A 26,260-nucleotide genomic window follows, 5' to 3' on the forward strand; every position below is an offset into this window, starting at 1 on the left:
AAACGCCCTTCCATTCATTAAATGGAAGGGCGTTCCTATTTTATCGATCTTCTTCCCAACAATCTGTATTTTTTAATGTCGGAATTGATTTGGCATAGAAGACAGGATTTTTACCTGCTTTGCGTTGGCCAGTAAAATCATCCAATACAAGGAAGGCAATTTTACCGAGAATCATGATGATAGCTATATTGATGAGAGCCATGAGCCCCATAAACAAATCTGCTAAATTCCATACAAGTTGAACTTGTGCTACGGAGCCAAACATAACCATGACTAGCACTAAAACACGATAAATAATCATCCAACCTTTATGGGCATTCATAAATTCGATATTAGATTCACCATAGTAATAGTTCCCGATGATCGAACTGAAGGCAAAGAAGATGATGGAAATGGCAATAAAATAAGGAGCCCAATCTCCAACATGAACAGCTAGAGAGTTTTGCGTCAAAATAATACCATCGCTTTCACCTTTATCATATAAACCAGCTAAAATAATGATAAAGGCAGTTGCTGTACAAATCATAATCGTATCGAAAAAGACACCTAAGCTTTGTACAAGCCCCTGCTTAGCAGGGTGAGAGGTATTGGCAGTGGCTGCTGCGTTTGGCACACTACCCATCCCAGCTTCATTGGAAAATAGACCACGACGAACCCCTTGCATTATCGCAACTCCAATTGCTCCACCAGCAGCTTCTTGTAGACCAAATGCATGTGTGAAAATTAATTTAAACACAGTTGGTATTTCTGATAAATTTGTCACCACAACAAAAAGGGCTACAAGTAAATAGAAGATGGCCATAACCGGTACAAGAACTTGAGTTACCTTTACAATTCTTTGTACACCACCAAAAATAATTAATGCTGTTAGTGCTACTAGTAAGATGCCAATGAGCTTTGGACTTATATCAAATGCTTCCCCAACTGAAGTGGCAATTGTATTAGATTGCACTGCATTAAATATAAATCCAAAACTTAGTGTTAATAGAATACTAAAGATAATACCTAGTTTTCTTTGACCTAACGCTTTTTCCATGTAATAGGCAGGTCCACCTCGGAACGTATCGCCATCCTTTACTTTGTAGACCTGTGCTAATGTACTTTCAATGAAGGCTGTTGCCATTCCTAATATAGCAATAATCCACATCCAAAATACTGCACCTGGTCCACCGACACCAATGGCTAAGGCAACACCTGTAATGTTCCCAGTGCCTACACGTGAAGCGGCACTAATCGTAAAGGCTTGGAACGGCGAAACCCCTGAATCGCCTTCTCTTTTTTCGACAATCAGACGAAACATTTCAGGGAAAAGACGTATTTGTACAAATTTTGTACCAAATGAAAAATATAGTCCTGCAGCTAATAGTAAGATAATCAGGATATATGTCCATAAAATATTATTTCCACTATCAACAATATTTGAAATCCATTCCATAAGTTGTTTCCTCCTTTCATAGTACGCTTTAGTCTACACTGTTTTTTTATGAAAAAGCAACTTTTCTAATATAATGAATTATAATACAATTTTGATTTTTATTAGAGTGATGTTAAATTCCGAAAATTCTCTTATTTTTATTCTGCAAACGCGTATAATAATAGAATAAAAGGAAGGAGATTGGATGATGAAAACAATCGGATTGATTGGTGGGATGAGCTGGGAATCCTCAGCCGAATATTATAGACTTCTAAATGAACAGGTCAAACAAAAGCTTGGGGGCCTTCATTCTGCCACATGTATTTTGTATAGCGTTGACTTCCAGCAAATTGAGCATTTTCAAGCGAGGGGACAATGGGACAAAGCTGGCTTCGTACTAGCTCAAGCCGCACAGTCACTTGAACGCGCAGGGGCAGATTTTATCGTTATTTGTACAAATACGATGCATAAGGTCGTAGCGGTTATTGAGGAGGCCATCACCATCCCTATTTTACATATTGCAGATGCCACAGCTAACCAAATAAAAGAGGCTGGGCTACAAAAAATAGCGCTCCTTGGAACTATGTACACAATGGAACAGGAATTTTATAAGTCGAGGGTAGAGGGGTATGGAATAGACGTTATTGTGCCAGATTACCACTCACGTATGGAAGTAAACCGGATCATATATGAGGAATTATGCTTGGGGAGCATTGTACCAAATTCGAAGTCCTATTATATCCAAGTGATCCATGACCTTGTGCAGGTAGGAGCGCAAGGCATAATTCTTGGCTGTACCGAAATTGGCTTACTTATACAACAGCAGGATATCGATGTTCCAGTATTTGATACAACGGCTATTCATGCACAGGCAGCTGTGTCGATGGCGATTCAGGAGGAAACGTAGTATGCAGGGAAAGGTAAGACAATTTGGCATTGAAGTGGGTACATTACCGGTTGGGCAGAAAAACTGTATTACTGATGTTGCTGGGGTACGAGTAGGACATGTCACATTGGATGAGTCACTAGATCATGAAGGTGGTTACGCCTGTACAGGAGTCACAGCTATTTTACCGCATGGGGGAAATTTATTTCAGCACAAAGTTACAGCGGCTAGCTATGTGTTAAATGGCTTCGGCAAAACAACTGGACTCGTACAGGTGAATGAGCTAGGTGTGATCGAATCACCGATAATGCTCACGAATACATTTGGGGTACCAGCGGTTACGCAGGGAACATTGCGATATATGCTCGACATGAATCAGGACATTGGGCATACGACTGGCACCATAAATCTTGTTGTGGGCGAATGCAATGATAGTTATTTAAATTCCATCCGAGCATGTTCAGTAACAGCTGAGCATGCCCTAGAAGCCATCAGTAATGCCTCTCCGAATACAGCGCAGGAAGGAGCCATTGGCGCTGGAAAAGGGATGATGTGCTTTGGCTATAAAGGAGGGATTGGCTCCTCTTCTCGTATTGTCAAAGTCGATAAAAATGAAATTAGCTATACGGTGGGCTGCATGGTGCTTAGTAATTTTGGTCATAGTTCTGAATTTTTAGCGGAACGTTATGTTGCTCCCATAAACCAATGTGCCTCGACTCTCGCTCCTACAGATGGGTCGATTATGATAGTCCTTGCTACAGATGCTCCACTTAGTAGTCGTCAATTGAAGAGAGTCATTAAACGCTGTGGGATAGGTTTAGGTCGGACAGGTAGTCATTACTCACATGGCAGTGGAGACATTGTGATAGGCTTTACAACTGCACATAACATCCCACATATGTCTGAACAACTTGTAGAAACAAGAATACAGCTCCGTGAGGATCATCCCGTTATGAATCAGTTATTTGTAGCTGCGGCAGAGGCAACTGAGGAAGCTATTCTCAATTCACTAGCTCAGGCACAAACAACAATTGGTCGCAATGGACATCAAGTTGAAGCCTACTCATTTCAAAAGGCATAGCGAAAAGGTTATTGAGACATAGACAATGTTTCAATAGCCTTTTTTGCGTAAGTACATAAGATTCATAATTTTTTTAGCATGTGTGGGTCATGAGATGAATAAATTCTTAACTAGAGGATAAAGGAGATTTTTCGACGATTTTTTGCTGAATTTTGAATCATTATAAGAGAATAGCCATTACTTTGTAATAATTGTATTTTTATCTAGTCAATGATAGAGAGATATGATACTATTCATTTTAAAAAAACTGAATTATCCAATAATTCAACGGAGGTGTTCTAGTATTGTAAACCTCTTTCAACCGATTGGAACGGCTTCAAATGGAAACTCTCCTGAGAGCCCATCTGTTAGGGAAAGCCAAGAGCCTCTAATACAGATTACAGCTGCACATAAAAGAATTTTTATAGAGCCTATCTACTATCAGCAAAAGATTCCTAATAGTTTACGAGCCATTTATGTACGTGCTGGTGTAGTTGAACGCTTGCAGCATGCTTTGACACTATTACCGAAGGAGTATAGCCTGCTCCTCTATGACGGCTATCGCCCATTCCAAGTTCAACAGTATTTATTTAATTATTTTTCACAGCAATTGGCGCACATTATGCCACACGCCACAGAACAAGAATTACTGCAGGCAACCAAAAAGTATGTCGCAATGCCAAGCGCAGATGCTGCTCATTTGGCACCCCATTTAACAGGTGGTGCTATTGATCTAACTCTTGCTGATAGACAAGGGAAAGCTTTGGATCTCGGTACAGCCTTTGATGAAATGAATGAAAAATCAGCTACACGCTATTTTGAACATAACCTAAACGAGAATCCAGAGGCTTGTCAACATCGACGTTTATTATACAACTGTATGACACAAGTAGGCTTGAGTAATTATGGAGAGGAATGGTGGCATTACGATTTCCATAATATGGCGTGGGCGAGACGAGTTCAAGCTAAAACAGCCTGTTATGGAGCCATTCAGGTAACGATACATGATCATGAAATAAAGGAGATTCGGTATCAATGAAAGTTTATATTAGCGCCGATATAGAAGGCATTACGGGTACAACTACATGGAGTGAAACGGAGTTAAATACACCTGACTATCAATTTTTTCAAAAACAAATGACTCGAGAAGTAGAAGCGGCCATTGAAGGGGCGATAGCGGGTGGAGCAACAGAAATACTATTGAAGGATGCGCACGATTCAGCACGCAATCTCGATATTTCTAATTTACCTATCAACTGTAAGGTAATCCGTGGCTGGACTTACGATCCGATGTGTATGGTAGCGGGTCTCGATCAAAGCTTTGATCGTGCGATTTTTATTGGCTATCACAGTAAAGGGGGAAGCGAGCGTAATCCGCTAGCCCATACACTTTGCACGTATGCTGATGTCAAAATAAATGGTGAGTATGCGAGTGAATTTTTAATTAATACGTATGCAGCAGCATTACATGGTGTTCCTGTTTCATTTGTCAGTGGTGATGTTGGCTTGACCGAAGAAATTCATGCCGTTAATAAAAACATTGTGACCTTCGCGACCAAAGAAGGAGTAGGGAATGCAACTATTAGTGTCAGCCCGAAGCTAACGCTTATGGAAACAAAGCGACTGGTAGCTTCCTCGATGAAGGTGCCACGTCAACATATTCAGGTACCATTACCAGAACGCTTTATGGTAGAAATCATCTATCGAGATCATACACGTGCCTATCGTAATTCCTTTTATCCAAATGCCACATTTAAACCACATAATACAGTAGAATTTTTCACAGGCGATTTTTATGAAGTATTACGTATTTTACAATTTTTAACTTGACTGTGAGGATGATGAGCTTTTGCTTAGAGCGTGTGAGCCAATAGGACACGCTGTTGTCATGTGGAATGAGTAATTTTGGATTCGTATATAGAGAGAGGGTCCATATAGAGGGACCTAGCTTATGTTTGAAAAATCCTATTGAAGGTCATGACATCGGTCCTTCCAATAGGATTTTCATTATAAAAAGATGACTAGGGGGATGCATGTGAGAAAATATTGGTGGCTTTTCGTATGTTTGGTCGTATTGTTTTGTGTAGCCTGCAATGATGAAAAATCGGGTGAAAAAGCATCGGAATATCGTGTGGTATATTCAGGGGAAATTAAAACATTAAATTACTTAAAAACGTCTGAAACAAATGAATTTGCGGTGGCGGCGAATATGGTAGATGGTCTTATTGAGTATGATAAATACGGGGTAGTCCAGCCGGGATTAGCGAAAGAATGGTCGGCAAATGAAGATGCAACCGTATGGACCTTCAAGCTGCGTGATGATGCCAAATGGGTGACACATGAAAGGAAGAAATATGCGGATGTAGTTGCACAGGATTTTGTGGACGGTTTGCAGTATGTCCTTGATGCCAAAAATGAATCCTCCACAGCCTGGATTGCGACAGTCGTCAAAAATGGAGAGGCATTCTATAACGGTGAAATGACAGATTTCAAGCAGGTAGGCATAAAGGCGTTGGATGAACATACAGTAGAATATACTTTAGAAGCTTCAACACCTTATTTTCTTTCTATGTTAAACTACGTTTGTTTCTTCCCAGTGAATGGTAAGTTCATTGCAGAAAAAGGGGCAGACTTTGGAACAACGCGTGAAAATTTCCTTTATAATGGCGCTTATATTTTAGATAAATTTGAGCCGCAAAATGAGCGTGTTCTTGTAAAAAATGATACGTATTGGGATCAAGACAAAGTACTGATTGATCGTATCCGCTATAGATATAATAAAGAAGCTGCAACGGTAGCACCCGAACTGTTTTTACGTGGAGAAATTGATTCCGCTAGTATTCCTACTTCTATTATTGATGAATGGTTTAAGGATGATAAGAAAAAATCTCAAGTTCGTCAAACACAAAATAACTTCTATACCTACTTCTACGCTCTCAACTTTAACCCACAATTTGACGCAGAATATGAACCAGATAACTGGAAGATCGCCGTCAACAACAAAGATTTCCGAAAATCAATATTCCATGCACTGGACCGTGTTTCCGCCATGTTAACGGTGGAGCCTTATAATCCAGCCGATTTGCTGAGCAACACGATTACCCCAAAAAACTTTGTAGATGTAGCAGGAGTAGATTACACACAATTAACGCCACTTGCAACTATTTCCAATGAAGATTCCTTTAATAAAGAACTAGCACTTGAATTCAAAGAAAAAGCAAAAGTGGCATTAGCGGGTAAAGCTACATTCCCTGTAAAAGTGTTATTGCCATATAATGCGGGTAGTCCAGACTGGGCAAATCGTTCTCAAGTAGTGGAGCAGCAAATTGAAAAATTACTGGGGACAGATTATATCGACATTATTGTAGAGGCAGGTCCAGCGACAGGTTTTTTATCTGAGGTGCGTCGTCCTGGGAAATTTGCACTTTTAGAAGCAAACTGGGGCCCAGATTATGCAGATCCATCCACGTATACAGATCCATTTACAGTGGACGGTACTTATAATAAACCTGAATTAGCTGAGGGTTACACAGAAGCCAATGGAAAAACGACGTATCAAAACCTTGTGGATGAAGCAAAGGTAACAATTGATGTGGCAAAACGCTACGAGCTATTTGCAAAGGCAGAGGCCTTTTTAATTGAAGAAGCCTTTGTGATTCCATATTCCGTTGGAGGTAGTGGCTATGTTGCATCCAAATTAAACCCTTTCGAGGCACAGTATTCACCATTTGGTGTGACAGCCGAGAAATTTAAAGGTCAGCAAGTATTGGAAAAGCCAATGAGTAATGATGAATTTAAGAAAGCGCTTGCTCAGTGGGAACAAGAGCGTGCTGACGCTTTAGCGAATGCTAAAAAGTAGTAGGGGCTCGTAGATGAAAAAGGAGATACCGAAAGGAACAGTCGGCATCTCCTTTAGTCTTTTTGACATAGGAGGATGGCGCGATGTTGCAATATATAGGAAAACGACTCTTACAATCTGTGTTAACCCTTTTTATTATTATTACAATTGTTTTTTCGTTATTACGATTAATGCCAGAGGAAGGATATTTAGGGGCGGCAGCCGATAAAATGTCACCTGCTCAGCAAGAAATTTATTTAACGAATTTAGGATTACGAGATCCATTGCTTATTCAGCTAGGAAACTTTTACACGAAATTATTACAAGGGGATCTCGGGAAATCGGTGACCTATCGTACAGATGTACCTGTTACAACGATTATTGCGGACAAAATTATGTATTCACTACTCTTTGGGTTAGGGGCCGTTGTCCTGTCACTCCTAATTGGTGTGCCGCTAGGTATTATGATGGCCTATCGTAAGGGGCGTTGGCTCGATCGACTTGGGACAGGCTATATTGTTTTTGTCGTTGCTGTACCTGCAGCCGTTTATTATTTAGTGATTCAAATGTATATTACAGATCTCTTTCAATTACCGATGCTCTTTGATGAGTATAGACCGATTACATGGATTCTCCCACTAACTTCTATGGCGTTGGCTCCTACAGCCTCCTACGCGATGTGGATGAGGCGTTATATGGTGGATGAATTGAACAAGGACTATATTAAACTAGCGAGGGCTAAAGGAGTAAAGGAACGAACATTAATGTTCAAGCACGTTTTGCGAAATGCCTTTATCCCAATGGCGCAATATTTACCTGCAACCATTTTGTTTACCATTACTGGCTCCATTTATATCGAATCTTTGTATTCCATTCCAGGGATGGGGGGCTTACTCGTTGATGCGATTCAACGACAGGATAATACGATTGTTCAAGGCTTAGTGCTGGTGTTCTCCTCCCTTGGTATTATCGGACTTATTTTAGGGGATATTGCCATGGCACTTGTTGATCCTCGAATTAAACTGGGCAAGGGAGGGGGAGTACGTTAATGGGCATGTATTCGAATGAAATTCATAATATTTCTAATAAATCACGGGAAACATTGTTTGAATTTGCGGAAGTTGATGCGCGACAAGCAGAAGAAACCGGTCATTCTAATTACTCATATTGGCGATCTACATGGCAATCCTTTTTGAAAAATCGACTAGCTGTTTTTTTATTAGTAGGCGTGCTTATTATTGTGGGCTTTACGATCCTTCAGCCGTATTTACCAGTACAAAAATCACCAACGGAAATTTACCTAGACGAGCAAACGGGGATGCAGGCACGTAATATTACCCCCAATGCTGAATTTTGGTTTGGTACAAACTCAATTGGGCAGGATTTATGGTCACGAATTTGGGCGGGGACAAGGACATCCTTATTTATTGGCTGTGTAGTTGCCCTAGTAGAAGCTGTGGTTGGGATTACAGTTGGTACACTATGGGGCTTTTCGCGAAAGCTAGAGGTGCCTATTACACAGCTGTATAACGTTGTTGATAATATTCCAACAACCATTGTACTCATTTTAATGTCTTATATTTTGCGACCAAGTATATCAACGATTATTATCGCCATGTGTATAACTGGATGGGTGGAAATGGCTAGATTTATTCGCAATCAAATTGTTATTTTGCGGGACCGTGAATACAACTTAGCCTCTAAATGTCTAGGGACACCTGATTACCGTATTATTGTAAAAAATCTATTACCCTATTTAATTTCTGTCATTATGTTACGTATGAGTCTAGCTATTCCCTTTGCTATAGGGGCAGAGGTGTTTTTAACGTATATTGGCTTAGGGCTGCCAATTAGTGAACCGTCCTTAGGTAATTTAATTAATGAAGGGCGTGTGCTCATGATGTCGCCAGACTTACGATATCAGCTAATTTTCCCGAGCATAGTGTTAAGTGTTATTACTATTGCATTTTATATAATTGGTAATTCCTTTGCTGATGCAGCAGATCCGAAAAACCATGTATAAGGAGATGGAATCAGTGACACCTAAAAAATCACGCCTATTAGTTATCCAAAATCTAGTTATTCAATTCACATTACGTGGTCGTGTTTTAACTGCAATTCGAGATATTTCTCTTGATTTATATAAAGGGGAAAGTCTAGCGATTGTTGGTGAATCGGGCTCGGGCAAATCTGTGCTAATGAAGTCTATTATGGGCTTGCTCGACAAAAATGGCAGCATTAAGCAGGGCAGAATCATTTACCAAGCACAGGATCTAGGACAATTTATGACAGAGCAAGAATGGCTCCATATACGAGGGAAGGAAATAGCGATGGTGACGCAGGACCCAATGACATCTTTAAATCCACTTAAAACGATTGGTAAGCAAATTGAGGAATGTGTGGTGTTGCATCAAGGCTTAAAGGGGAAGGAGGCTTATGAAGAAACATTAAAACTACTTATAGATGTTGGAATACATGATGTGAAAAAACGCTATAAGCAATATCCTCATGAATTTTCAGGAGGTATGCGCCAACGTATTGTCATTGCGATCGCGATTGCCTGTAAGCCAAATATTTTAATATGTGATGAACCAACAACAGCTCTAGATGTAACGATACAGGCACAAATTTTACAGCTATTAAAAAATCTTCAACTTAAGTATGGCTTAACGATCGTCTATATTACGCATGATTTAGGTGTGGTCGCCAAGGTGGCTGACCGTATTGCGGTCATGTACGCGGGTGATGTAATTGAGGTTGGGAAAACTCATGAAATTTTCTTTAATAGTAAGCATCCATATACATGGGCCCTTATTTCCTCTCTGCCGCAGCTCGGCTCTAAGGGAGAAGCGTTGTATTCGATCAAAGGGTCGCCGCCCAATCTTTTTCAGGAAATAAAGGGGGATGCTTTTGCGCCGCGCAATCAATATGCGCTGAAAATCGATTTTATGGAGCGCCCGCCTTTTTTTCAGGTTAGTGACACGCATTATGCACGAACATGGTTATTAGATCCGCTTGCTCCAAAGGTAGAACCTCCTGCTGCTTTACAAGCCTTTTTTGCAGAGGGGAGGCAGTATGCTAGTGAGTGAAAAAGAAATAGTACTAGAAGTGAAAAATTTAACCGTCAATTTTGGTAAGGGGAAGCATAAGTTTACGGCCATCGATGATGTCAGTTTTCATATTTTTAAAGGCGAAACATTTGGTTTAGTAGGTGAATCGGGGTCAGGAAAAACAACGATTGGTCGGTCTATTATGCGCATCAACGAGGTCACCGAAGGACAAATTTTGTATCATGGCAAAACTATTCATGGGAAAATTCCAAAAGATTGGGATAGGGAAATTACGCAGAAAATCCAAATGATTTTTCAGGACCCGATGGCGTCGCTCAATGAACGTGCCAAGGTTGATTATATAGTGGCGGAAGGACTATACCCTTCCAAAAAATATAAAGATGAAGCAGAGCGGCAAGAAAAGGTACGCAGGGCATTAATAAATGTTGGTCTACTTCCGGAATTTTCGAATCGATTTCCTCATGAGTTTTCGGGTGGTCAACGCCAGCGTATAGGCATTGCTCGTGCTTTAGTGATGGAACCAGAATTTATTATTGCTGATGAGCCAATATCCGCCTTGGACGTATCCATTCGGGCACAGGTGTTGAATTTATTAGCTAATCTTCAACGACAAAATCATTTAACCTTTTTATTTATTGCTCATGATCTATCCGTTGTCCGTTTTATCACGGATCGGACAGCCGTCATTTATCAAGGGAAAATTGTCGAGCTAGCTGCAACAGAACAGCTTTTTACCCATCCGCTTCATCCGTATACGAGAGCATTGTTATCAGCTGTACCGGAGCCAAATCCTTATAAGGAGCGAGAGAAAGTTGTAGAGATATATGATCCAACACAACATCGTTATGCGGACAGTCCTCCGTCATTTGTGGAAATTGAGGATGGCCATTTTATTTTAGCTAATGAAGAAGAGCTAACGGTTTATCGTACTTCATTGAAACGGGAGGTAAATGAATGATTTGTCCAAAAGCATTGAAAAAAGGTGACACAATTGGTCTAATAAGTGCTTCAGGTGCTACTCCACCCGATAGATTACAGCCAGCTATAGCCAGTATTGAAAAGCTTGGGTTGAAGGTGGTTGTAGGAGAGACGTGTCACGCGCGACATGGTTATTTAGCAGGTACTGATGATCAGCGGGCAGCGGATGTTCATCGAATGTTTCAAGATCCAACGATTGACGGTATTTTTTGTGTTCGCGGCGGCTATGGGGCTACTAAAATTTTACCGCTTTTAGATTTTGAGGTAATTAAGGCGAATCCTAAAGTCTTTGTAGGCTATAGTGATGTGACTGCTCTACATATAGCCTTCAACCAGCTTAGTGGCTTTGTTACGTACCATACACCAATGCCATCGACTGAATTTATTAGGCAGGAGATGGACGATTACACATGGCAATCCTTCTGCCAGCAAATAATGGCGGTAGGGGTAGAGGAGTATGACTTAGAAAATCCTGTAGACCAACCAATGTCCAAGTTCGTAGCTGGTAGTGCTACAGGTACACTTATTGGGGGCAATTTAACATTAGTGACTGCATCACTTGGTACACCCTATGAAATTGATACAAAAGGAAAAATCCTATTTTTAGAAGATATTGATGAAAGTGAGCAACGAGTTGACCGGATGTTAACGCAATTAAAACTGGCGGGGAAATTAGATGACGTAGCAGGTATCTTATTGGGAGCATGGACAAATTGTGGACCTGAAAATCCACAAAAGCCCGAGCAAAGTTTATCGCTACAAACGATCTTTGAGGAAATTCTAGTGCCTATTAACAAACCTATTATTTCAGGGATCACGTGTGGACATTGTTTACCAACGATGTCACTGCCTTTAGGAAGAACCATTACAATGGATGCAGACAATCACCGAATTCGTGTTGTTAGGTAGGTGTCTAATGGAGAATCAAATCCAAGATCTCATCCAAAAAACTCCCTATAAGGTGCATCTCTTTGTTAAAGATCCAAAAACCGAGCAATTCCTATTTAGTCATCAACTAGAGGAGTCATTTTCTAGCGCTAGTATTATAAAAGTGCCGATTCTTCTAGCTGTTTTAGCGTATACCGAGAAACACAACATATCCCTTCATTCAGCCTTAACAATCACTCCTGCTGATTGGGTAGATTTTAGTGTAATAAGTGAGCAACGTCTGACGCAAAGCACAGTTTACGAGCTATTAGTATGGATGATTATAACGAGTGACAATACAGCAACAAACGTCCTAATTGATGTAGTGGGAATGGATTTTTTAAATGATTATTTCCGTCAAATAGGCTTACAGGAAACATTGCTACAGCGAAAAATGATGGATGTCGAGCGACTTGCAATGGGGATCGACAACTTTACGTCTGCACGGGACATGGCCCATCTTTTTACACGAATATATCAACAGGATTTACTAGCATCACCTTACAATGAGCTGGTCATCGACATTTTAAGTAGACAGCGCGTACATGAAGGCTTAAAGCGCTACCTCGTGGATGATGTAAAACTGGCCCATAAAACAGGTGGGCTTGACACAGTCGATCATGATGCAGGAATTGTCTACAGTAGCTCGTTTGATTATCTGATCGGTGTTTTCATAACAAATGTAACGGATAATGATCTTGCTCGCCAACTTATTGGTCGTCTTTCAAAGGTTGTTTATGACTATATGATGGGGCAGAGGGAGGAACAGCAATGAAGTCTATCGTAACAGCCATGATTGCCAATTTGCATGCCAAGCCTGATGAAACTTCTGAATTAATAGATGAGGTACTTTATGGCATGACAGTAGATATTCTGACAGACTGTCATGAGGATTGGGTATATGTCCAAACTGCTTATCGTTATAAAGGATATTGTCAGAAGGCTGATTTGCTACTGGATGAAGAAACGGCCGCTAAATGGCACAGCGAAGCACAGCCTATCATTATTCAAAGCTTTGCAGATGTTTTACAGCAGCCTCGTATCCAAAGCACAAAGCTGATGACTCTTGTGAAAGGTTCTAGTATAGGCGTTGTTACGCAAGAGGACGTACCGGAAGAGTGGTCTGCGGTACAATTAGTGTCTGGAAAAATAGGCTATGTTCGCACAAAATGGCTACAGGAAAAGCCATCTCAAACTCAAATAACAACCGAGCATTCCTTTCGAGAAAACGTGGTCCAAACAGCGCTAAGCTATTTGGCTACACCTTATCGTTGGGGTGGTAAATCACCATTAGGCATTGATTGCTCCGGTTTATGTTCAATGGCCTATTTGTTAAATGGGGTTACTATTTTTCGGGATGCTAAAATGGTAGAGGGCTTTCCTATTGTGAAAATAGAAAATGAGGATAGACAAAAAGGTGATTTGCTCTATTTTCCAGGCCATATCGCTTTATATATGGGCGATAATCTATATGTCCATTCTTCACTTGGTGGTAATGAAGTGACCATTAATAGCTTAGATAAACAGCATGCACTCTATCGCCATGATTTAGCCACATCCCTAACAGAAGTAGGTTCTTTATTTCCGGAGAAGCCAAAATGATAGGCTTCTCTTTTTGATTTCAAGGACAGAAGGGGAGTAGTTAGGGCAAGGTTAAGAAGAATTAGCACTCTCCAATCACCGGCTAATCAATTCTGTCCATATTTATTGTCTTGCTTTATGAGGTCAAAACCTATAAAGCTTTTTTTTATGGTCATTATTTCGGATGGTTTGCCAAAATAAATAAACGACAAACGTACACATATTGATTATAAATAATGCGACCAGCTGCCATAATCCAATTAAAAAAGTGACCATGTATAAATCAAAGGCTGCTTCACCGAGAGGCATATGTGGGAAGGGCGTTAATTGACTATAATGCCACACGAAATAACAGGCTAATGCAGTACCTTGTCCTACATAAATAAAGATCCAATGGGTATAAAATGATATTTTTAGTCGCCAGCAACAAAGGAACAGGTTCAGGACAATAATGAATAGTGGGAACAGGAATATTTGAAACAAACTTTCAGCTATTTGAGTCATAAATAATAAATTGTAGCTAAGCTGAATGATTGGCAATAGTACTAGATTGATGATGATCAGGCTGAGCAGTTGTGTACGAGTCACTATATTCCTATCCTTTCCTTGCCTCATTTTTACATAAGGACGTTTGAAAAAAAGAATGGTTTCGCACAAAAAATCTCCATGCACAATGTCTGAGCATGGAGATTTTCGACTAATAGTGATAAATATTTAATTGCATACCAGCCTCAAGGCGATCTGACCGCAGCTGATTCCACTGTTTAATAGAAGTCACGTTGACATTATAGACCTCGGCGATATCTCCTATAGAGTCACCATCCGTGACCGTTATCGTTTTCTTATTCTTTACGGGGCTGTCATATTGTTGTAGGTCGTATTGCGCGATAAGTGAATTTAATTTTTCGTTATATTTTGAATCAGTGGCATAGGAGCCTGTTAAAAACTTTGTCGCATCTGAATAGGATTTGGTGTTACTTTTGAAAACACCTGCATAAAATTCCTTGTTCCACGAAACACCATTGCGCATTAGCTTTACATAGTCCTGCATAGAAGCCTCATAGGAGGGGTATTTGCGGAAATCAGCCATAATGGTTGACAAATTACCTGATCCATCATCTTCTGATGTTTCGAGTTTTACAGAATTATTCTGATAGCTGCCTTTCATGCCAAACAGATTATAGTTGGGGGCAGAGCCAAGGCCACTTTGTCCGCTCTCGCTTTCTAGTATAGCTTGTGCAATCATCACGGATGCATATAAGTCATTGTTGGCTCCAAGATTTCGTGCAGTTTCAGCGATTTTGCCAATAAATTCTTCCGCACTCGGGCGATCATCAATGACGACAGGCTCTTCTTTTTCTGTCGTATTAAACAACTGAGTCACCATAAAAAAAGAAATACAAATAACAACGACAGCAATCATAAGTCCTTTTAAAAAATTAACTACGTATTTCATGGTAGGCTTGATGTTGGTAGTGACCACATCTCCCTCCCTTCTATTAAAAGATTAGCTATCTCTTATTATGACAAAGAGTGAAAGAGAAATAAAGAACTGTATATATAAATAGCTTGTATCATTAATAGAACGTTGCGAACATTAAATAGTTCCATGTCATTCCGCTGAAATGTCTATCTTAAAATTTTGAGACATAAATTGTTTAAATCTCTCAAAATATTGTTCGGAAGCCTCCCAGCGTCTCGTATTTAAAAAAGCTATTTCGTGGCGACCAAAATGGTTGGGTGGTTGGTAGTGTCGAGAAACATAGGATGGATTTTCTAATGAATAAAAATAATACGCTTCATCAGGTGTCTTAATTTCAATACGGGCATGAATGAAATCACCATCTTCATCCGTATAGGCCTGACGAAAACTATAATATTTAGAACCGTCCCAGAAACCATCGTCATCCTCGTCAAGCCCTTGAATTTCTGGAAGTTGTAAAATTCGTTCTACATACTGAACCTCGATTTTAGGCACATAAAGGGTAGCAACATTTACACAAGTTAATAACATAATCCAGTGATCCTGAATATCCACTAATTGCTCCTGAGGTAAATCCGTAATGTCCCACCAGTCATCTCCTTCATCTAATGATTTTCTCAATAGGGAGACGGTTTGATCTTCATTGAGCCAAATAAAATAATGATACTGGGAGGTTTTCATATAAATGCTATCATTCGTCTTGTCTCCGTCATCATCGATATGCGCTCGCTGAACAGTGAAATGCACTCCTTGTTCCTCAAGGTCAAAATAAGGCTTGTCTCCAGTCATCAAAATACACTTAGTTAGCTTTAGTATATTTTCCACATCAATATGATTGTCCGTAAAATATACATGAGTTGCCTTCTTGATGTGGGGGTTTTCCTGTAAATTAGTCAGTGCGGAGCGTCCTTCTTTAAGGATACTCACCAATGTGACGAATGAAAATTCAAACTCTTCTTTCATCCATATCATAAAAAACCTCGTCAATTAACACATCTTGTATACGGATAGGGAGTTCTTGAAAAACGCCATCTCCGTGCCAAACGTTGACGATACATGGCAGTGACTTCTGTCCATGGACGTTGAAGCGATACTCATCATCTTGAACTAATACGGTTGCCTGAAGATGACCATTGACAATCGTTTCCCCATGATTATAGGAGCCACACAAAATGTCCTCTACTGTCAGATGACCGTGAACATAGATTTCCTGACCACCTACAGCTATATTTTTAGCTGTCAAATTGCCCATCACCATCAGTCCAATTGCACCATCCGTTTCTGCGTTGTATAGATGATCTACCGTCAAATGACCATTAATAAAAATAATGATCACATTGTCTTGCTGTGGGAAAGGAACGTCCCAATCCAAATCAAGAAAAGGAAGCTTCAAATCTCCTTCATAGTAAGCAACAAGGTCATTCTCACTAAATTCCGTGTAATGGCTTGCCCACCAAGAGTTTTCGGGAAACCTATCAGCTAGTTTGCTAATAGGTATAAATTGAAAGACATTACTCATAGTTCACTACCTCCCAATTGCCGTTTTTTTTATCTTCTCATACGGAGGAATTAACAGTCAATTTAGTAGATTGGTAGAGTTATGTGTAATTGGGAATAAAATGCTATGATAAATTTCAAAGAGGTTTTATGATCATTATTACCAATTGCTGAGAAGTGGGAGGTGAGGTGAACCAACTAGCTTTCGTACAGATGTTTGGAAGGGCTATTATTGGTGAAATATATAGACGAATATGAATTTACTATGTCATTAGCGAATTATAAGGAGCTGGCAGATGATAACATTTGATAATGTCTCAAAAATGTATAGTAACGACCATGTGGCTGTCAAAGCCCTCAATGTGGAGATTAAAAAAGGTGAATTCTTCGTTATTATCGGCCCGAGTGGATGTGGCAAAACTACTTTATTGAAGATGATTAACCGATTAATTCCATTGACGGAAGGAACTATTTGGATAAATGGAAAAAGAGTAAGTGATTATAATATTCACGAGTTGCGCTGGAGTATTGGCTATGTGTTACAACAAATTGCTCTTTTTCCGCATATGACTATTGAAGAGAATATTGCGATTGTCCCAGAATTAAAAAAATGGAGTAAAACAAAAATTCAGAAGCGAGTAGATGAGCTTTTGGAATTGGTAGGGCTTGAGCCTGAAAAGTATCGTCAGCGTAAGCCAAAGGAGTTATCTGGAGGAGAGCAGCAAAGAGTGGGCGTTCTTCGGGCATTGGCGGCTGATCCAGAAATTATTTTGATGGATGAACCTTTCAGTGCCTTGGATCCCATTAGTCGTACGAAGTTACAGGATGATCTACTGGACATGCAGCGTAAGATTCAAAAAACCATCGTCTTTGTCTCGCATGATATGCAGGAGGCGTTGAAGTTAGGGGATCGACTATGTGTCATGAAAGATGGAGAAATTGTTCAAATTGGATCTCCTCAGGAAATTGTAGAAAATCCAGTGAATGAATTTGTCCAACAATTTATAGGGGTAAATACAGTTCACAATAGGTTTGATATTCGGACGGTTATGCAACCAATCGTAAGTGTTAGTGAGCTAGGGGATACTATTACTATCAATGAGCCGATCACAACTATTCTTGAAAAACTGACAGAGCATAACGTTCTTGGCGTGGAAGAACATGGAGAGATGATTGGTATGGTGACTCGAACAACTATACTGCAATATGTAGCAAAGGATTTCAAGGAAAGAGGTCGAGCCCATGACTAATTTTGTAGCAATGTTTCAGGAACGAAAGGGACAGCTTCTATCAGCCTTACTCGAACATATACAAATCTCCTTCATAGCGCTATTTTTTGCTATCATGATTGCCATTCCTCTAGGTATCTATTTAACCAATAAAAAGAAAATAGCTGAAACGGTTATTGGTATTAGTGCAGTGCTACAAACAATTCCATCTCTAGCGTTACTTGGGTTATTAATTCCATTATTCGGTATTGGGAAAGTTCCTGCCATCATTGCCTTAGTGGTCTATGCACTGTTACCGATTCTCCGAAATACTTATACAGGCATTAAGGAAGTGGACCCTTCATTGAAGGAGGCAGCTTTGGCAATGGGCATGAACACGCCTAAACGTTTATTAAAAGTTGAATTGCCCCTTGCTTTGCCTGTCATCATGGCAGGTATTCGAACAGCGATGGTATTAATTGTTGGAACAGCCACATTAGCTGCTTTAATTGGAGCAGGTGGTTTAGGGGATATTATTTTACTAGGCATTGATCGTAATAATACCGCACTCATTATTTTAGGGGCTGTGCCTGCTGCGATATTAGCATTGATCTTCGATGTTTTACTGAAAAAGCTTGAATCGCTATCATTCAGAAAAACAGTAACAACTGTAAGTATCGTTAGTATTGCGGCTTTGATAATGGTCTGCATTCCTCTTCTCAATAACAAAGACCAAGATGAAATTGTCATCGCTGGAAAACTTGGAGCGGAGCCTGAAATTCTCATCAATATGTATAAGTTATTAATTGAGCAGGATACAGACTTAACGGTGCAATTAAAGCCAGGACTTGGAAAAACTTCATTTGTATTTAATGCGTTGAAGTCTGGCAGTATTGATGTATACCCAGAATTTACAGGCACAGCCATCTCGGAGTTTCTAAAGCAGGAAGCAATCAATAACAGTGAGGCAGATGTCTATCAGCAGGCGAAAGATGGGATGCTAAAGCAATTTGATATGGTTATGCTTAGCCCAATGAACTATAACAATACGTATGCGTTAGCAGTATCGGAGGATTTGGCTGAAACGTATCAGCTCCAAACTATTTCGGACCTTAAATCGATAGAACAAGCTGTTAAAGCAGGGTTTACATTAGAATTTAATGATCGTGAAGATGGCTATGTTGGCATTCAAAAACGCTATAATATTGCGTTTCCTTCTATTGCAACTATGGAGCCTAAGCTACGCTATCAAGCGATTGAATCGGGAGATATTAACCTACTCGATGCTTATTCAACGGATAGTGAAATTCGTCAATATAAGCTCCACGTATTAGAGGATGATCAAGCGCTGTTCCCCCCTTATCAAGGAGCTCCATTATTACGGCAAGAAACGCTGATCAAGTATCCAGAGATTGAAACATCTTTAAATAAACTGGCTGACCAAATTTCAGATGATGAAATGCGAGAAATGAATTATCAAGTGAATGTCGAAGGAAAGCTAGCAGCAGAAGTAGCAAGAGAGTATCTACTGAATGCCGGCTTATTGAACTAAACGATCAGGACCCTCGAGCATTAATATGCAAGAGGGTTTTATTTCTATCAATAATAATTTAATGATAAACGTTAATTTATTATTGATAGAGATAAATGAAACTGTATAATAAAATAGAGGGAAGGGGATGCTGACAATGGAGAAAACGATTCAAAGTAAAGAATTTCAATTGTTGACAAAGGGGCTTCGTACGATTTTTACAATCATCATGGTTCTCATGATTTTGGGCATGGCGTTAATGGCAGTTATGTTGGTTGGAGCAATAATTGTGTCAGAAAATAATGTAAATGGTTGGTTAGCCAAGGCAAGTGTGACAGCTTCCATCCATTTTGAGGGGGTGGAAATGCTGCTGTCCGAGCAGGCAGTTCAAGATATGCACTACTCCAAAATAGATGTCGTGAAATTAGTATTAACAGCTACAATATACATAACTATTTTATTTTTAATGGTTGTTCAAGTAAGGAAGATTTTAAATAATTTATCAAAAGGGATCATATTTTCGCTAGATAATAGTAAAAAAATAGAAAGAATTGCGTATTGTGTGATAGTCTTAAGCTTAACTGTGAGTGCATTCCGTACATATATCGTCTATCTAATGATGCAACCATTTAAGCTTGAATCACTATTTGTAGAGACGGATTTTATTACAGGGATTAGCTATCATTTCACAGGCATTAATTGGACACTATTACTTTGTGGCTTGGTGATTTGGACCATTGCGCGTATTTTCCGTTACGGTGCTTTTCTCCAAGATGAATATGATGCAACAGCTTAGGAAGTGAAAATATGACTATAATTATTCGCTTAGACCGGATGCTAGCGGATCGTAAAATGCAGCTAAGTGAGCTTGCAGAAAAGGTTGATGTGTCGATCGTCAATCTTTCAAATTTAAAAACAGGCAAGGTAAGAGCAGTGCGTTTCTCTACCTTAAATGCCATCTGTAAGGCTTTGGGCTGCCAGCCAGGAGATATATTAGAGTATGTCGAGGATGAAGATTAATTTTTGTCATCTAAACATAGCAGCAAGAAAGGGTTTTTAAAAAATGAAGGTTTTCAGTCTTTTATTCATCGCCATTGTAGCAGAAGTTTTTGCTAGCTCTATGCTCAAGCGCACCGAAGGCTTCTCCCGTATTTGGCCATCTATCGGTGTGGTGGTCGGCTATGGAACGGCCTTTTATTGTTTAGCCTTAACCTTAAAAACCATACCCATTGGCACCGCCTATGCAATATGGGCAGGATTAGGCACAGCACTAACAGCGATCGTAGGGGTTGTGCTATATAAGGAAATATTCAATCGTAAGAAGGTACTAGGGATTCTTTGTATTATTGTAGGTGTCGTGGTGCTCAATCTTGCGGGTGGTCATTAGGAGGCAAACGCGATGAAAGGCTATTTATTTTTAATATTATCGATTATTAGTGAGGTCTTTGCGACAACTATGCTGAAGCTATCGGATGGATTTACTGTTCCAGGACCATCTGTAGCGGTGGCACTTGGCTATGGAATTTCATTCTACAGCCTATCCCTATGCTTGAAAACCTTGCCATTAAGCCTAGCCTATGCCATCTGGTCAGGTGTCGGTACCGCTTTGACGGTGATTGTAGGCATTGTCATTTGGAACGATTTGTTTAACCTCTACTCTGCGCTTGGAATCGCACTCATAATAGGCGGCGTGATTTTGCTGAATCAAGGAGACCGAAATGGCAGAGAGGCCGATAGCAAAGGGGAAGAGCCTGATAGCATGCGTGGATAGACGGATAGCACCGGCAAAGTGCCGGATAGGATGCGGAAATAGCAGATTACCTTTTTGGTAGGAGGATGTTAATGAAGGCTATTATTTTTGATTTTGATGGGACGATTATTGATACAGAAACAGCTTGGTATACAGTTTTTAAGGATGCTTATGCATCATATGGTGTGGAATTATCGTTAGAGACGTATGCGAAATGCCTTGGGACAAATCTTCAAGATTTTAATCCTTATACTTATCTCGTGACACATCATCACATGGATTTGGATGTGGAGGCATTTCGTACATCTATTCAAGCAAGGCATACAGAGCTAATGGAATTGGAAGTGATACGACCTGGTATTTTAAATCTTTTGCAGCAAGCAAAGGAAGCGGGTTTAAAAATGGGTATTGCTAGTAGCTCAAGTCGTCAATGGATTGATCGGTTTGTGGATGCACTAGGAATACGCAAGTTTTTTGATTGTTATTGTACGGCTGATACGGTGACAAATGTTAAGCCACATCCTGAGCTGTATTTGCAGGCCCTTGAACAGCTAGGGGTAAGTGCTGGTGAAGCGATCGCTATGGAGGATTCGCCAAATGGAGCACGTGCAGCTTTGGCAGCAGGGCTTCATACGGTAGTTGTTCCCAATACCATCACCAAGCAATTACCTTTTGCTACAGGTCATTATACAATAGATACCTTAGAACAATATGATTTAGAAAATCTACTGGCATGCTTTATCAAATAATGAAATGCTTCGAACCTCTAACCATTCATTTCGAATGGTAGAGGTTTTTTTAGTTTCTTTGTGAAAAGGTCGTCATATTATTGATCGCTACATATTATAACGAGAGGGCAACTTACGGGGACCAAGATACTTATTCAGACTAGGAAGGGGGCTACGATTTGAATAGTGAGAAAAAAAGAAATCATTTTTTATGCGAAGCTTTATGCGATTTGAAGGATCTTCAGGATATTATGATGGATTTTCATTCTAAATATTTCGGTCAGCTGCTTGTCAAAATAGTTGGGAGTGATACGATTCCGTTTTTTTTAATTACCAATAGTGGCGCTCATTTAAGATTAATGGATACGGTAAAGAATTTTGAAACGGAATTTTTCCGTATAGAGGATGTCGATAAGGATCGATATCGTGGCACTGTGTCATTGCTGCGCGCCTTTGACTATGAGGGGAACGATACAAATTTCCTTGCAGATGTAGTGAGGCTAGAGAAAACAAGTACAGAAAAATCCATAGAACTTAGTGGCATTTCAGCGATTCAGCTATTAAAGCCAGATATGCTAAAAGGGAAATTTATCATAGAGCCTAAATGGTAGCCTTATATTAAACTACTAGAGCTAGAGCATCTGTCTATATATAAGGGATTAAGTGTGAATGTAATAGAGAGAGAATCTAATGAAAGGAAGTTTAGCTATGACGATTATTGGTATGCTGCATCATCGACTTGATCCAACGACAGTTCTCAAGTCTTATGCATATGCAGCAGTTGCAAAGGCAGAAGGGGCACAGTTTTTTTATTTTACACCTAAAAGTGTTGATTTTGCGAAACGTTCCATTCGAGCTAAGGTTTATGAGGATGGGCAGTGGCAGGAGAAAACAATGCCTTTTCCAGATGTTATTTATAATGCGGGGAGTCCCGAGAAGCTATCTGTGTCCAAGGAGATTATTGAGCGCTTAAAAGAAGAGATTCCCTTTACGACGTATTCGATAGGGAATAAATGGAATGTAATGAAGCGATTAAAGGAAGCCAAAGAATTCGAACAGTATTTGATTCCTTCTGAAATTGTCAAAGATGCCGATGTATTTCATAAGTTCATTAATTATTATAAAAGGGTTGTGTTTAAGCCGATTGATGGACGTAAAGGAAAAGGAATTTATTTTATTACGAAGGCGGGACCGAAGAATTTTGAGGTGAAAAAGGATAGTACGAACACAATCTATTCCAAGCCGCAATTAGATGCTTTATTAAAAGAGCAGTTAGCGTCTGGAACTTTTATTATGCAGCCTTATATTCAATCGATTACAAAGGCAGGCCAAGTATATGATTTCCGTCTGCATGTGCAAAAGAATGGGGAAGGAAAATGGGTGGTGACGACTGTTTATCCTCGGATTGCTCCAAATGGCTCTATCATCCCGAATATTAACAATGGAGGATTCACCAATTACTTAGATCCATTTTTAGAGCAAGAGTTCAAGGAAGAAGCCTACAACATTCGGCGAATGCTCGAGCATTTCTCTTTAGCACTGGCTCATCATCTAGATGACATACAAATGGAGAAATTTGGGGAAGTCATTGATGAAATTGGCATTGATGTTGGTTTAGATCAACAACAAAAAATTTGGATGTATGAGGTAAATTGGCGTCCAGGCTGTCCTCCTGCTTTTTATTTAGAATTAGATGTCGTGATTAATTCCATCCGCTATGCGATGTATCTTGCAAAAAATCCAAAACGTGTAAAAAAGAAAATTGTTCAACAGAAGAGCAATCCAGTGGAGGTCAAAAAGGAGATTGTACAACAAAAAAGCAATCCAGTGGAGGTCAAAAAGAACCTTCCTATTATTGCGATTACGGGAAGTGCGGGAAAAACAACAACCAAAGCATTTGTCGGTTCGATTTTATCAAAACAATGGAATGTGTTTGAATCAAAGGATTATTGGAATACGACAGAGCATACAAAAAAGCATAAGGAAGAAATTAATGATTCCCATCAGGCTGTCGTATTAGAGTATGGCATGGCCTACCCAGGTATTATTACGAATCACTGCAGCATCATTCAACCGAATATTAGTATAGTGACGAATATTGGTTTAGCCCATGTAGGTAACTTTGATGGGGATGTAAGAGGTGTTGCAAAGGCGAAATCTGAATTGATTCATGGGATGGATCAGCAAGGGCTATTAATCTTGAATAAAGATGATGACAATTCAAGATTTTTAGAGACCCAGCAATTTAAAGGGAAAATGCTAACAGTGGGCATAAAAAGAGATGCTGATTACCGGGCATATGATCTTCAGTATAAAGATATTGGCATGTCCTTTAAAATGAAGCTGCATGGGCAAGAAATAGAATTGTATATTCCAATTCTGGGAGAGCATCATGTTTACAATGCCCTTAATGCTGTAGCTGTAGCAGATTATTTAGGGTTTAGTCCATTGGATATTCAAGCGGGGCTCAACTTTAAAAAGCCACCAAGACGCTTAACGATTTATAACTTGCGCGATGATATTACGGTAATAGATGATACGGTTCACTCCCATCCACAAGGAGTCCGAGCAGCGATTGATGTATTGACGAATATTGCCAAGAAACGTAAAGTGGCGATTATTGGACAAATGCGAGAGCTTGGCGTGTTGAGGGAAGAAGAATATCGGAAGGTTGGCGAGTATATTTACGAGGAAGGCATTGATGAATTCATTACCTATGGATTTAGGACAGATGAAATGAGCAATGCAGCAATTGAAATGGGTATGGACCCATCTAGAGTACATCATTTTATTAATAAAGATGCCTTGCATGCACTGCTAGATAAACTCATCAAACCTCATGATACGATTCTCGTCAAGGGTGCTAGTAAAACGAATATGTTTGAAACGGTGAAATATTTGGACCAAACATTAAAAGAAGAATAATCAATGACGTCAAGGTAAATGAATGTATATAAAAACCCGAGTAACTGTCCACTGGCAAGCGGCAATTATTCGGGATTTTTTTTCATACTCTTAAAATAAATTTAATTTCTTTAGCGGCAGTTGTTGCATGATTCCGAGCTTCTGATAGAGTTGAGCCTTGTGCAATGACATAGGCATAACGGTGACCCATTGATAAAGGAGGGGTTAATAAAGTACCTTTCCTTGGCTTAACATAAACCTCGACTACTCCAGTTGAATTCGTCGCTCTTGTTCTGCCAATCACTTTTTCTAAAATTCCTTTGCTTTCCACAATGACATATTTTGTGTAAACAAACTTTTTATGTCTAGGCTTAAGATTAGGCTCTTCACCAAGAAGGAGCTTTAGTGTTTCTTCCACTAAACTAAATCCGAGAGCCGCTTGAAGCATATTGTTCATAGCACCTCCAGAAATCCTTGGGTTAATCTCAATGAGCTTCCAGCCGTTTTTTGTCAGGCGGAGTTCCAAATGAAGAGCACCATTTTCAATATCAAAAGCTTTAACGATGGATTGAAGAACTTCCTCAATGCCTGCCTGTATATCCAAAGGAGCTTTCACTAATACGCCATAGCCTGTTATGATAAACCGTTTTCCTTGGGTAATTTCCTGCTCAATAATGCCAATGACATGTGATTGACGTTGATATACGACCGCCTCCACTAAATATTGGGGGCCTTCCAAATATTCTTCAATCATAATCGTTTCATAGGGGTTTTTACTGCGCAATGCTTTGAGGTGGTTATTCAGCTGGTCGGCATCCGTTGCTAATAGTACATCTTTTGATCCTGTTGACTTTGGTGATTTCACGATTAATGGAAATGTTAAATTTTTCGCAATAGGTTCATTAGGCTTCATGAGTGAAAATTTTGGTGAGTAGGGTTGGTCTTTCAAATAATTTCTTGTTTTTTCCTTATCCTCCATAATTTCAATAGCGGAGGAGGATGTATAGTTATGACAAAATTCATCACATAGCATGGAAGCAACATGGACAAATGGATCAACAAAACTAACGATACTTTTTATCTCTAATCCGGTTTTTCCTAATTTATCAATTTCCTCTTTCATTCTTTCGATATTCAAAGTATCAATGAGTATCATTCTATGAATATCGGGGTAAGATCGGCGCTGCTGAAGTTGTTTTTCATTATTGGTGAAAAGTATTGTGAAATAGCCTAATCTTTCAGCTGCTCTTGTTGCTTCACGACTAGACCCGGATTTGTTTGTACCGATAAATACAATCGCTTTCAGGTATATCACTCCTTCTATTGGTACTTAGATACTTAATCACCTTTATATATATGCAACGAAATAGTTTTCTTCTAGTTGTGTATCTTGTCTACATCCAA

Annotated in this window: 27 protein-coding genes; 21 read left to right on the plus strand and 6 right to left on the minus strand. The window is 39.6% G+C overall.

Annotation, left to right across the window (positions count from 1 at the left end; all coding sequences use genetic code 11):
- Positions 1-40: 40 nt before the first annotated feature.
- A complete protein-coding gene (locus KVT27_RS05565; protein WP_217580905.1) occupies positions 41-1,435 on the minus strand; it encodes an alanine/glycine:cation symporter family protein in 1,395 nt (464 codons plus the stop codon).
- A 187-nt stretch (positions 1,436-1,622) separates the two neighbouring features.
- On the opposite strand from KVT27_RS05565, the gene KVT27_RS05570 reads away from it, so the two are divergent.
- From KVT27_RS05570 to KVT27_RS05625, 12 genes are all read left to right on the plus strand, one after another.
- Positions 1,623-2,321, plus strand: a complete 699-nt coding sequence (locus KVT27_RS05570; protein WP_217580906.1) for an aspartate/glutamate racemase family protein — start codon at positions 1,623-1,625, stop codon at positions 2,319-2,321.
- Position 2,322: 1 nt separating this feature from the next.
- Entirely contained in the window at positions 2,323-3,381 is a 1,059-nt protein-coding gene (locus KVT27_RS05575) for a DmpA family aminopeptidase (protein ID WP_036125088.1), read from the plus strand.
- Between the two features lie 223 nt (positions 3,382-3,604).
- Entirely contained in the window at positions 3,605-4,399 is a 795-nt protein-coding gene (locus KVT27_RS05580) for a M15 family metallopeptidase (protein ID WP_254636050.1), read from the plus strand.
- Positions 4,396-5,190, plus strand: coding sequence for a M55 family metallopeptidase (locus KVT27_RS05585; RefSeq protein WP_217580907.1), 795 nt, complete (start codon positions 4,396-4,398; stop codon positions 5,188-5,190). The genes KVT27_RS05580 and KVT27_RS05585 overlap by 4 nt, the downstream gene beginning before the upstream one ends.
- Before the next feature lie 199 nt (positions 5,191-5,389).
- A complete protein-coding gene (locus KVT27_RS05590; protein ID WP_254636051.1) occupies positions 5,390-7,219 on the plus strand; it encodes a peptide ABC transporter substrate-binding protein in 1,830 nt (609 codons plus the stop codon).
- An 83-nt stretch (positions 7,220-7,302) separates the two neighbouring features.
- Complete coding sequence (locus KVT27_RS05595; protein WP_036125095.1) at positions 7,303-8,247, plus strand: ABC transporter permease; 945 nt, start codon at positions 7,303-7,305, stop codon at positions 8,245-8,247.
- On the plus strand, positions 8,247-9,221 hold the full coding sequence (locus KVT27_RS05600) for an ABC transporter permease (protein WP_036146382.1): 975 nt from the start codon (positions 8,247-8,249) through the stop codon (positions 9,219-9,221). Before KVT27_RS05595 ends, KVT27_RS05600 begins: the two co-directional genes overlap by 1 nt.
- A complete protein-coding gene (locus KVT27_RS05605) occupies positions 9,214-10,287 on the plus strand; it encodes an ABC transporter ATP-binding protein (protein ID WP_217580909.1) in 1,074 nt (357 codons plus the stop codon). Before KVT27_RS05600 ends, KVT27_RS05605 begins: the two co-directional genes overlap by 8 nt.
- A complete protein-coding gene (locus KVT27_RS05610) occupies positions 10,274-11,227 on the plus strand; it encodes an ATP-binding cassette domain-containing protein (RefSeq protein ID WP_254636052.1) in 954 nt (317 codons plus the stop codon). Before KVT27_RS05605 ends, KVT27_RS05610 begins: the two co-directional genes overlap by 14 nt.
- Positions 11,224-12,156 (plus strand): S66 peptidase family protein, encoded by a 933-nt coding sequence (locus tag KVT27_RS05615; protein ID WP_217580911.1) that lies wholly within the window; start codon positions 11,224-11,226, stop codon positions 12,154-12,156. Before KVT27_RS05610 ends, KVT27_RS05615 begins: the two co-directional genes overlap by 4 nt.
- 7 nt (positions 12,157-12,163) lie before the next feature.
- Positions 12,164-12,949 carry a serine hydrolase gene (locus KVT27_RS05620; RefSeq protein ID WP_036125098.1) on the plus strand — a complete coding sequence of 262 codons (786 nt, stop codon included), beginning with the start codon at positions 12,164-12,166 and terminating at the stop codon, positions 12,947-12,949.
- The gene (locus KVT27_RS05625; protein ID WP_217580912.1) at positions 12,946-13,776 is read left to right on the plus strand and encodes a C40 family peptidase; all 831 of its coding nucleotides are present in this window, start codon (positions 12,946-12,948) and stop codon (positions 13,774-13,776) included. The genes KVT27_RS05620 and KVT27_RS05625 overlap by 4 nt, the downstream gene beginning before the upstream one ends.
- 123 nt (positions 13,777-13,899) lie before the next feature.
- Here KVT27_RS05625 and KVT27_RS05630 read toward each other — a convergent pair whose 3' ends face one another.
- From KVT27_RS05630 to KVT27_RS26590, 4 genes are all read right to left on the minus strand, one after another.
- Positions 13,900-14,343 carry a hypothetical protein gene (locus tag KVT27_RS05630; RefSeq protein ID WP_261613329.1) on the minus strand — a complete coding sequence of 148 codons (444 nt, stop codon included), beginning with the start codon at positions 14,341-14,343 and terminating at the stop codon, positions 13,900-13,902.
- Between the two features lie 109 nt (positions 14,344-14,452).
- Entirely contained in the window at positions 14,453-15,211 is a 759-nt protein-coding gene (locus KVT27_RS05635) for a glucosaminidase domain-containing protein (protein ID WP_036125103.1), read from the minus strand.
- 156 nt (positions 15,212-15,367) lie between these two features.
- Positions 15,368-16,210: a hypothetical protein gene (locus KVT27_RS26585; protein WP_254636054.1), complete on the minus strand. Its 843-nt coding sequence runs from the start codon at positions 16,208-16,210 to the stop codon at positions 15,368-15,370.
- Positions 16,185-16,757, minus strand: coding sequence for a hypothetical protein (locus KVT27_RS26590; RefSeq protein WP_254636055.1), 573 nt, complete (start codon positions 16,755-16,757; stop codon positions 16,185-16,187). The genes KVT27_RS26585 and KVT27_RS26590 overlap by 26 nt, the downstream gene beginning before the upstream one ends.
- A 274-nt stretch (positions 16,758-17,031) precedes the next feature.
- On the opposite strand from KVT27_RS26590, the gene KVT27_RS05645 reads away from it, so the two are divergent.
- From KVT27_RS05645 to KVT27_RS05685, 9 genes are all read left to right on the plus strand, one after another.
- Complete coding sequence (locus KVT27_RS05645) at positions 17,032-17,985, plus strand: ABC transporter ATP-binding protein (RefSeq protein ID WP_036146363.1); 954 nt, start codon at positions 17,032-17,034, stop codon at positions 17,983-17,985.
- On the plus strand, positions 17,978-19,495 hold the full coding sequence (locus tag KVT27_RS05650) for an ABC transporter permease/substrate-binding protein (RefSeq protein ID WP_208704414.1): 1,518 nt from the start codon (positions 17,978-17,980) through the stop codon (positions 19,493-19,495). The genes KVT27_RS05645 and KVT27_RS05650 overlap by 8 nt, the downstream gene beginning before the upstream one ends.
- A gap of 136 nt (positions 19,496-19,631) precedes the next feature.
- Positions 19,632-20,270, plus strand: coding sequence for a DUF2975 domain-containing protein (locus KVT27_RS05655; RefSeq protein WP_217580914.1), 639 nt, complete (start codon positions 19,632-19,634; stop codon positions 20,268-20,270).
- An 11-nt stretch (positions 20,271-20,281) separates the two neighbouring features.
- Entirely contained in the window at positions 20,282-20,494 is a 213-nt protein-coding gene (locus tag KVT27_RS05660; RefSeq protein WP_008175687.1) for a helix-turn-helix domain-containing protein, read from the plus strand.
- Positions 20,495-20,537: 43 nt separating this feature from the next.
- Positions 20,538-20,861, plus strand: coding sequence for a DMT family transporter (locus KVT27_RS05665; protein ID WP_036125112.1), 324 nt, complete (start codon positions 20,538-20,540; stop codon positions 20,859-20,861).
- A gap of 12 nt (positions 20,862-20,873) precedes the next feature.
- The gene (locus KVT27_RS05670; protein ID WP_217580915.1) at positions 20,874-21,245 is read left to right on the plus strand and encodes a DMT family transporter; all 372 of its coding nucleotides are present in this window, start codon (positions 20,874-20,876) and stop codon (positions 21,243-21,245) included.
- 65 nt (positions 21,246-21,310) lie between these two features.
- Positions 21,311-21,973: an HAD family hydrolase gene (locus KVT27_RS05675; RefSeq protein WP_036125114.1), complete on the plus strand. Its 663-nt coding sequence runs from the start codon at positions 21,311-21,313 to the stop codon at positions 21,971-21,973.
- A gap of 158 nt (positions 21,974-22,131) precedes the next feature.
- Positions 22,132-22,563 (plus strand): hypothetical protein, encoded by a 432-nt coding sequence (locus KVT27_RS05680; RefSeq protein ID WP_008175697.1) that lies wholly within the window; start codon positions 22,132-22,134, stop codon positions 22,561-22,563.
- Positions 22,564-22,642: 79 nt separating this feature from the next.
- A complete protein-coding gene (locus KVT27_RS05685) occupies positions 22,643-24,877 on the plus strand; it encodes a YheC/YheD family protein (RefSeq protein ID WP_081937013.1) in 2,235 nt (744 codons plus the stop codon).
- Between the two features lie 82 nt (positions 24,878-24,959).
- Here KVT27_RS05685 and KVT27_RS05690 read toward each other — a convergent pair whose 3' ends face one another.
- Positions 24,960-26,171 (minus strand): ATP-grasp domain-containing protein, encoded by a 1,212-nt coding sequence (locus KVT27_RS05690; RefSeq protein ID WP_036146355.1) that lies wholly within the window; start codon positions 26,169-26,171, stop codon positions 24,960-24,962.
- Positions 26,172-26,260: the final 89 nt, after the last annotated feature.

Source organism: Lysinibacillus sp. GbtcB16 (genome assembly GCF_019091145.1).
GTDB classification, from domain to species: domain Bacteria; phylum Bacillota; class Bacilli; order Bacillales_A; family Planococcaceae; genus Lysinibacillus; species Lysinibacillus fusiformis.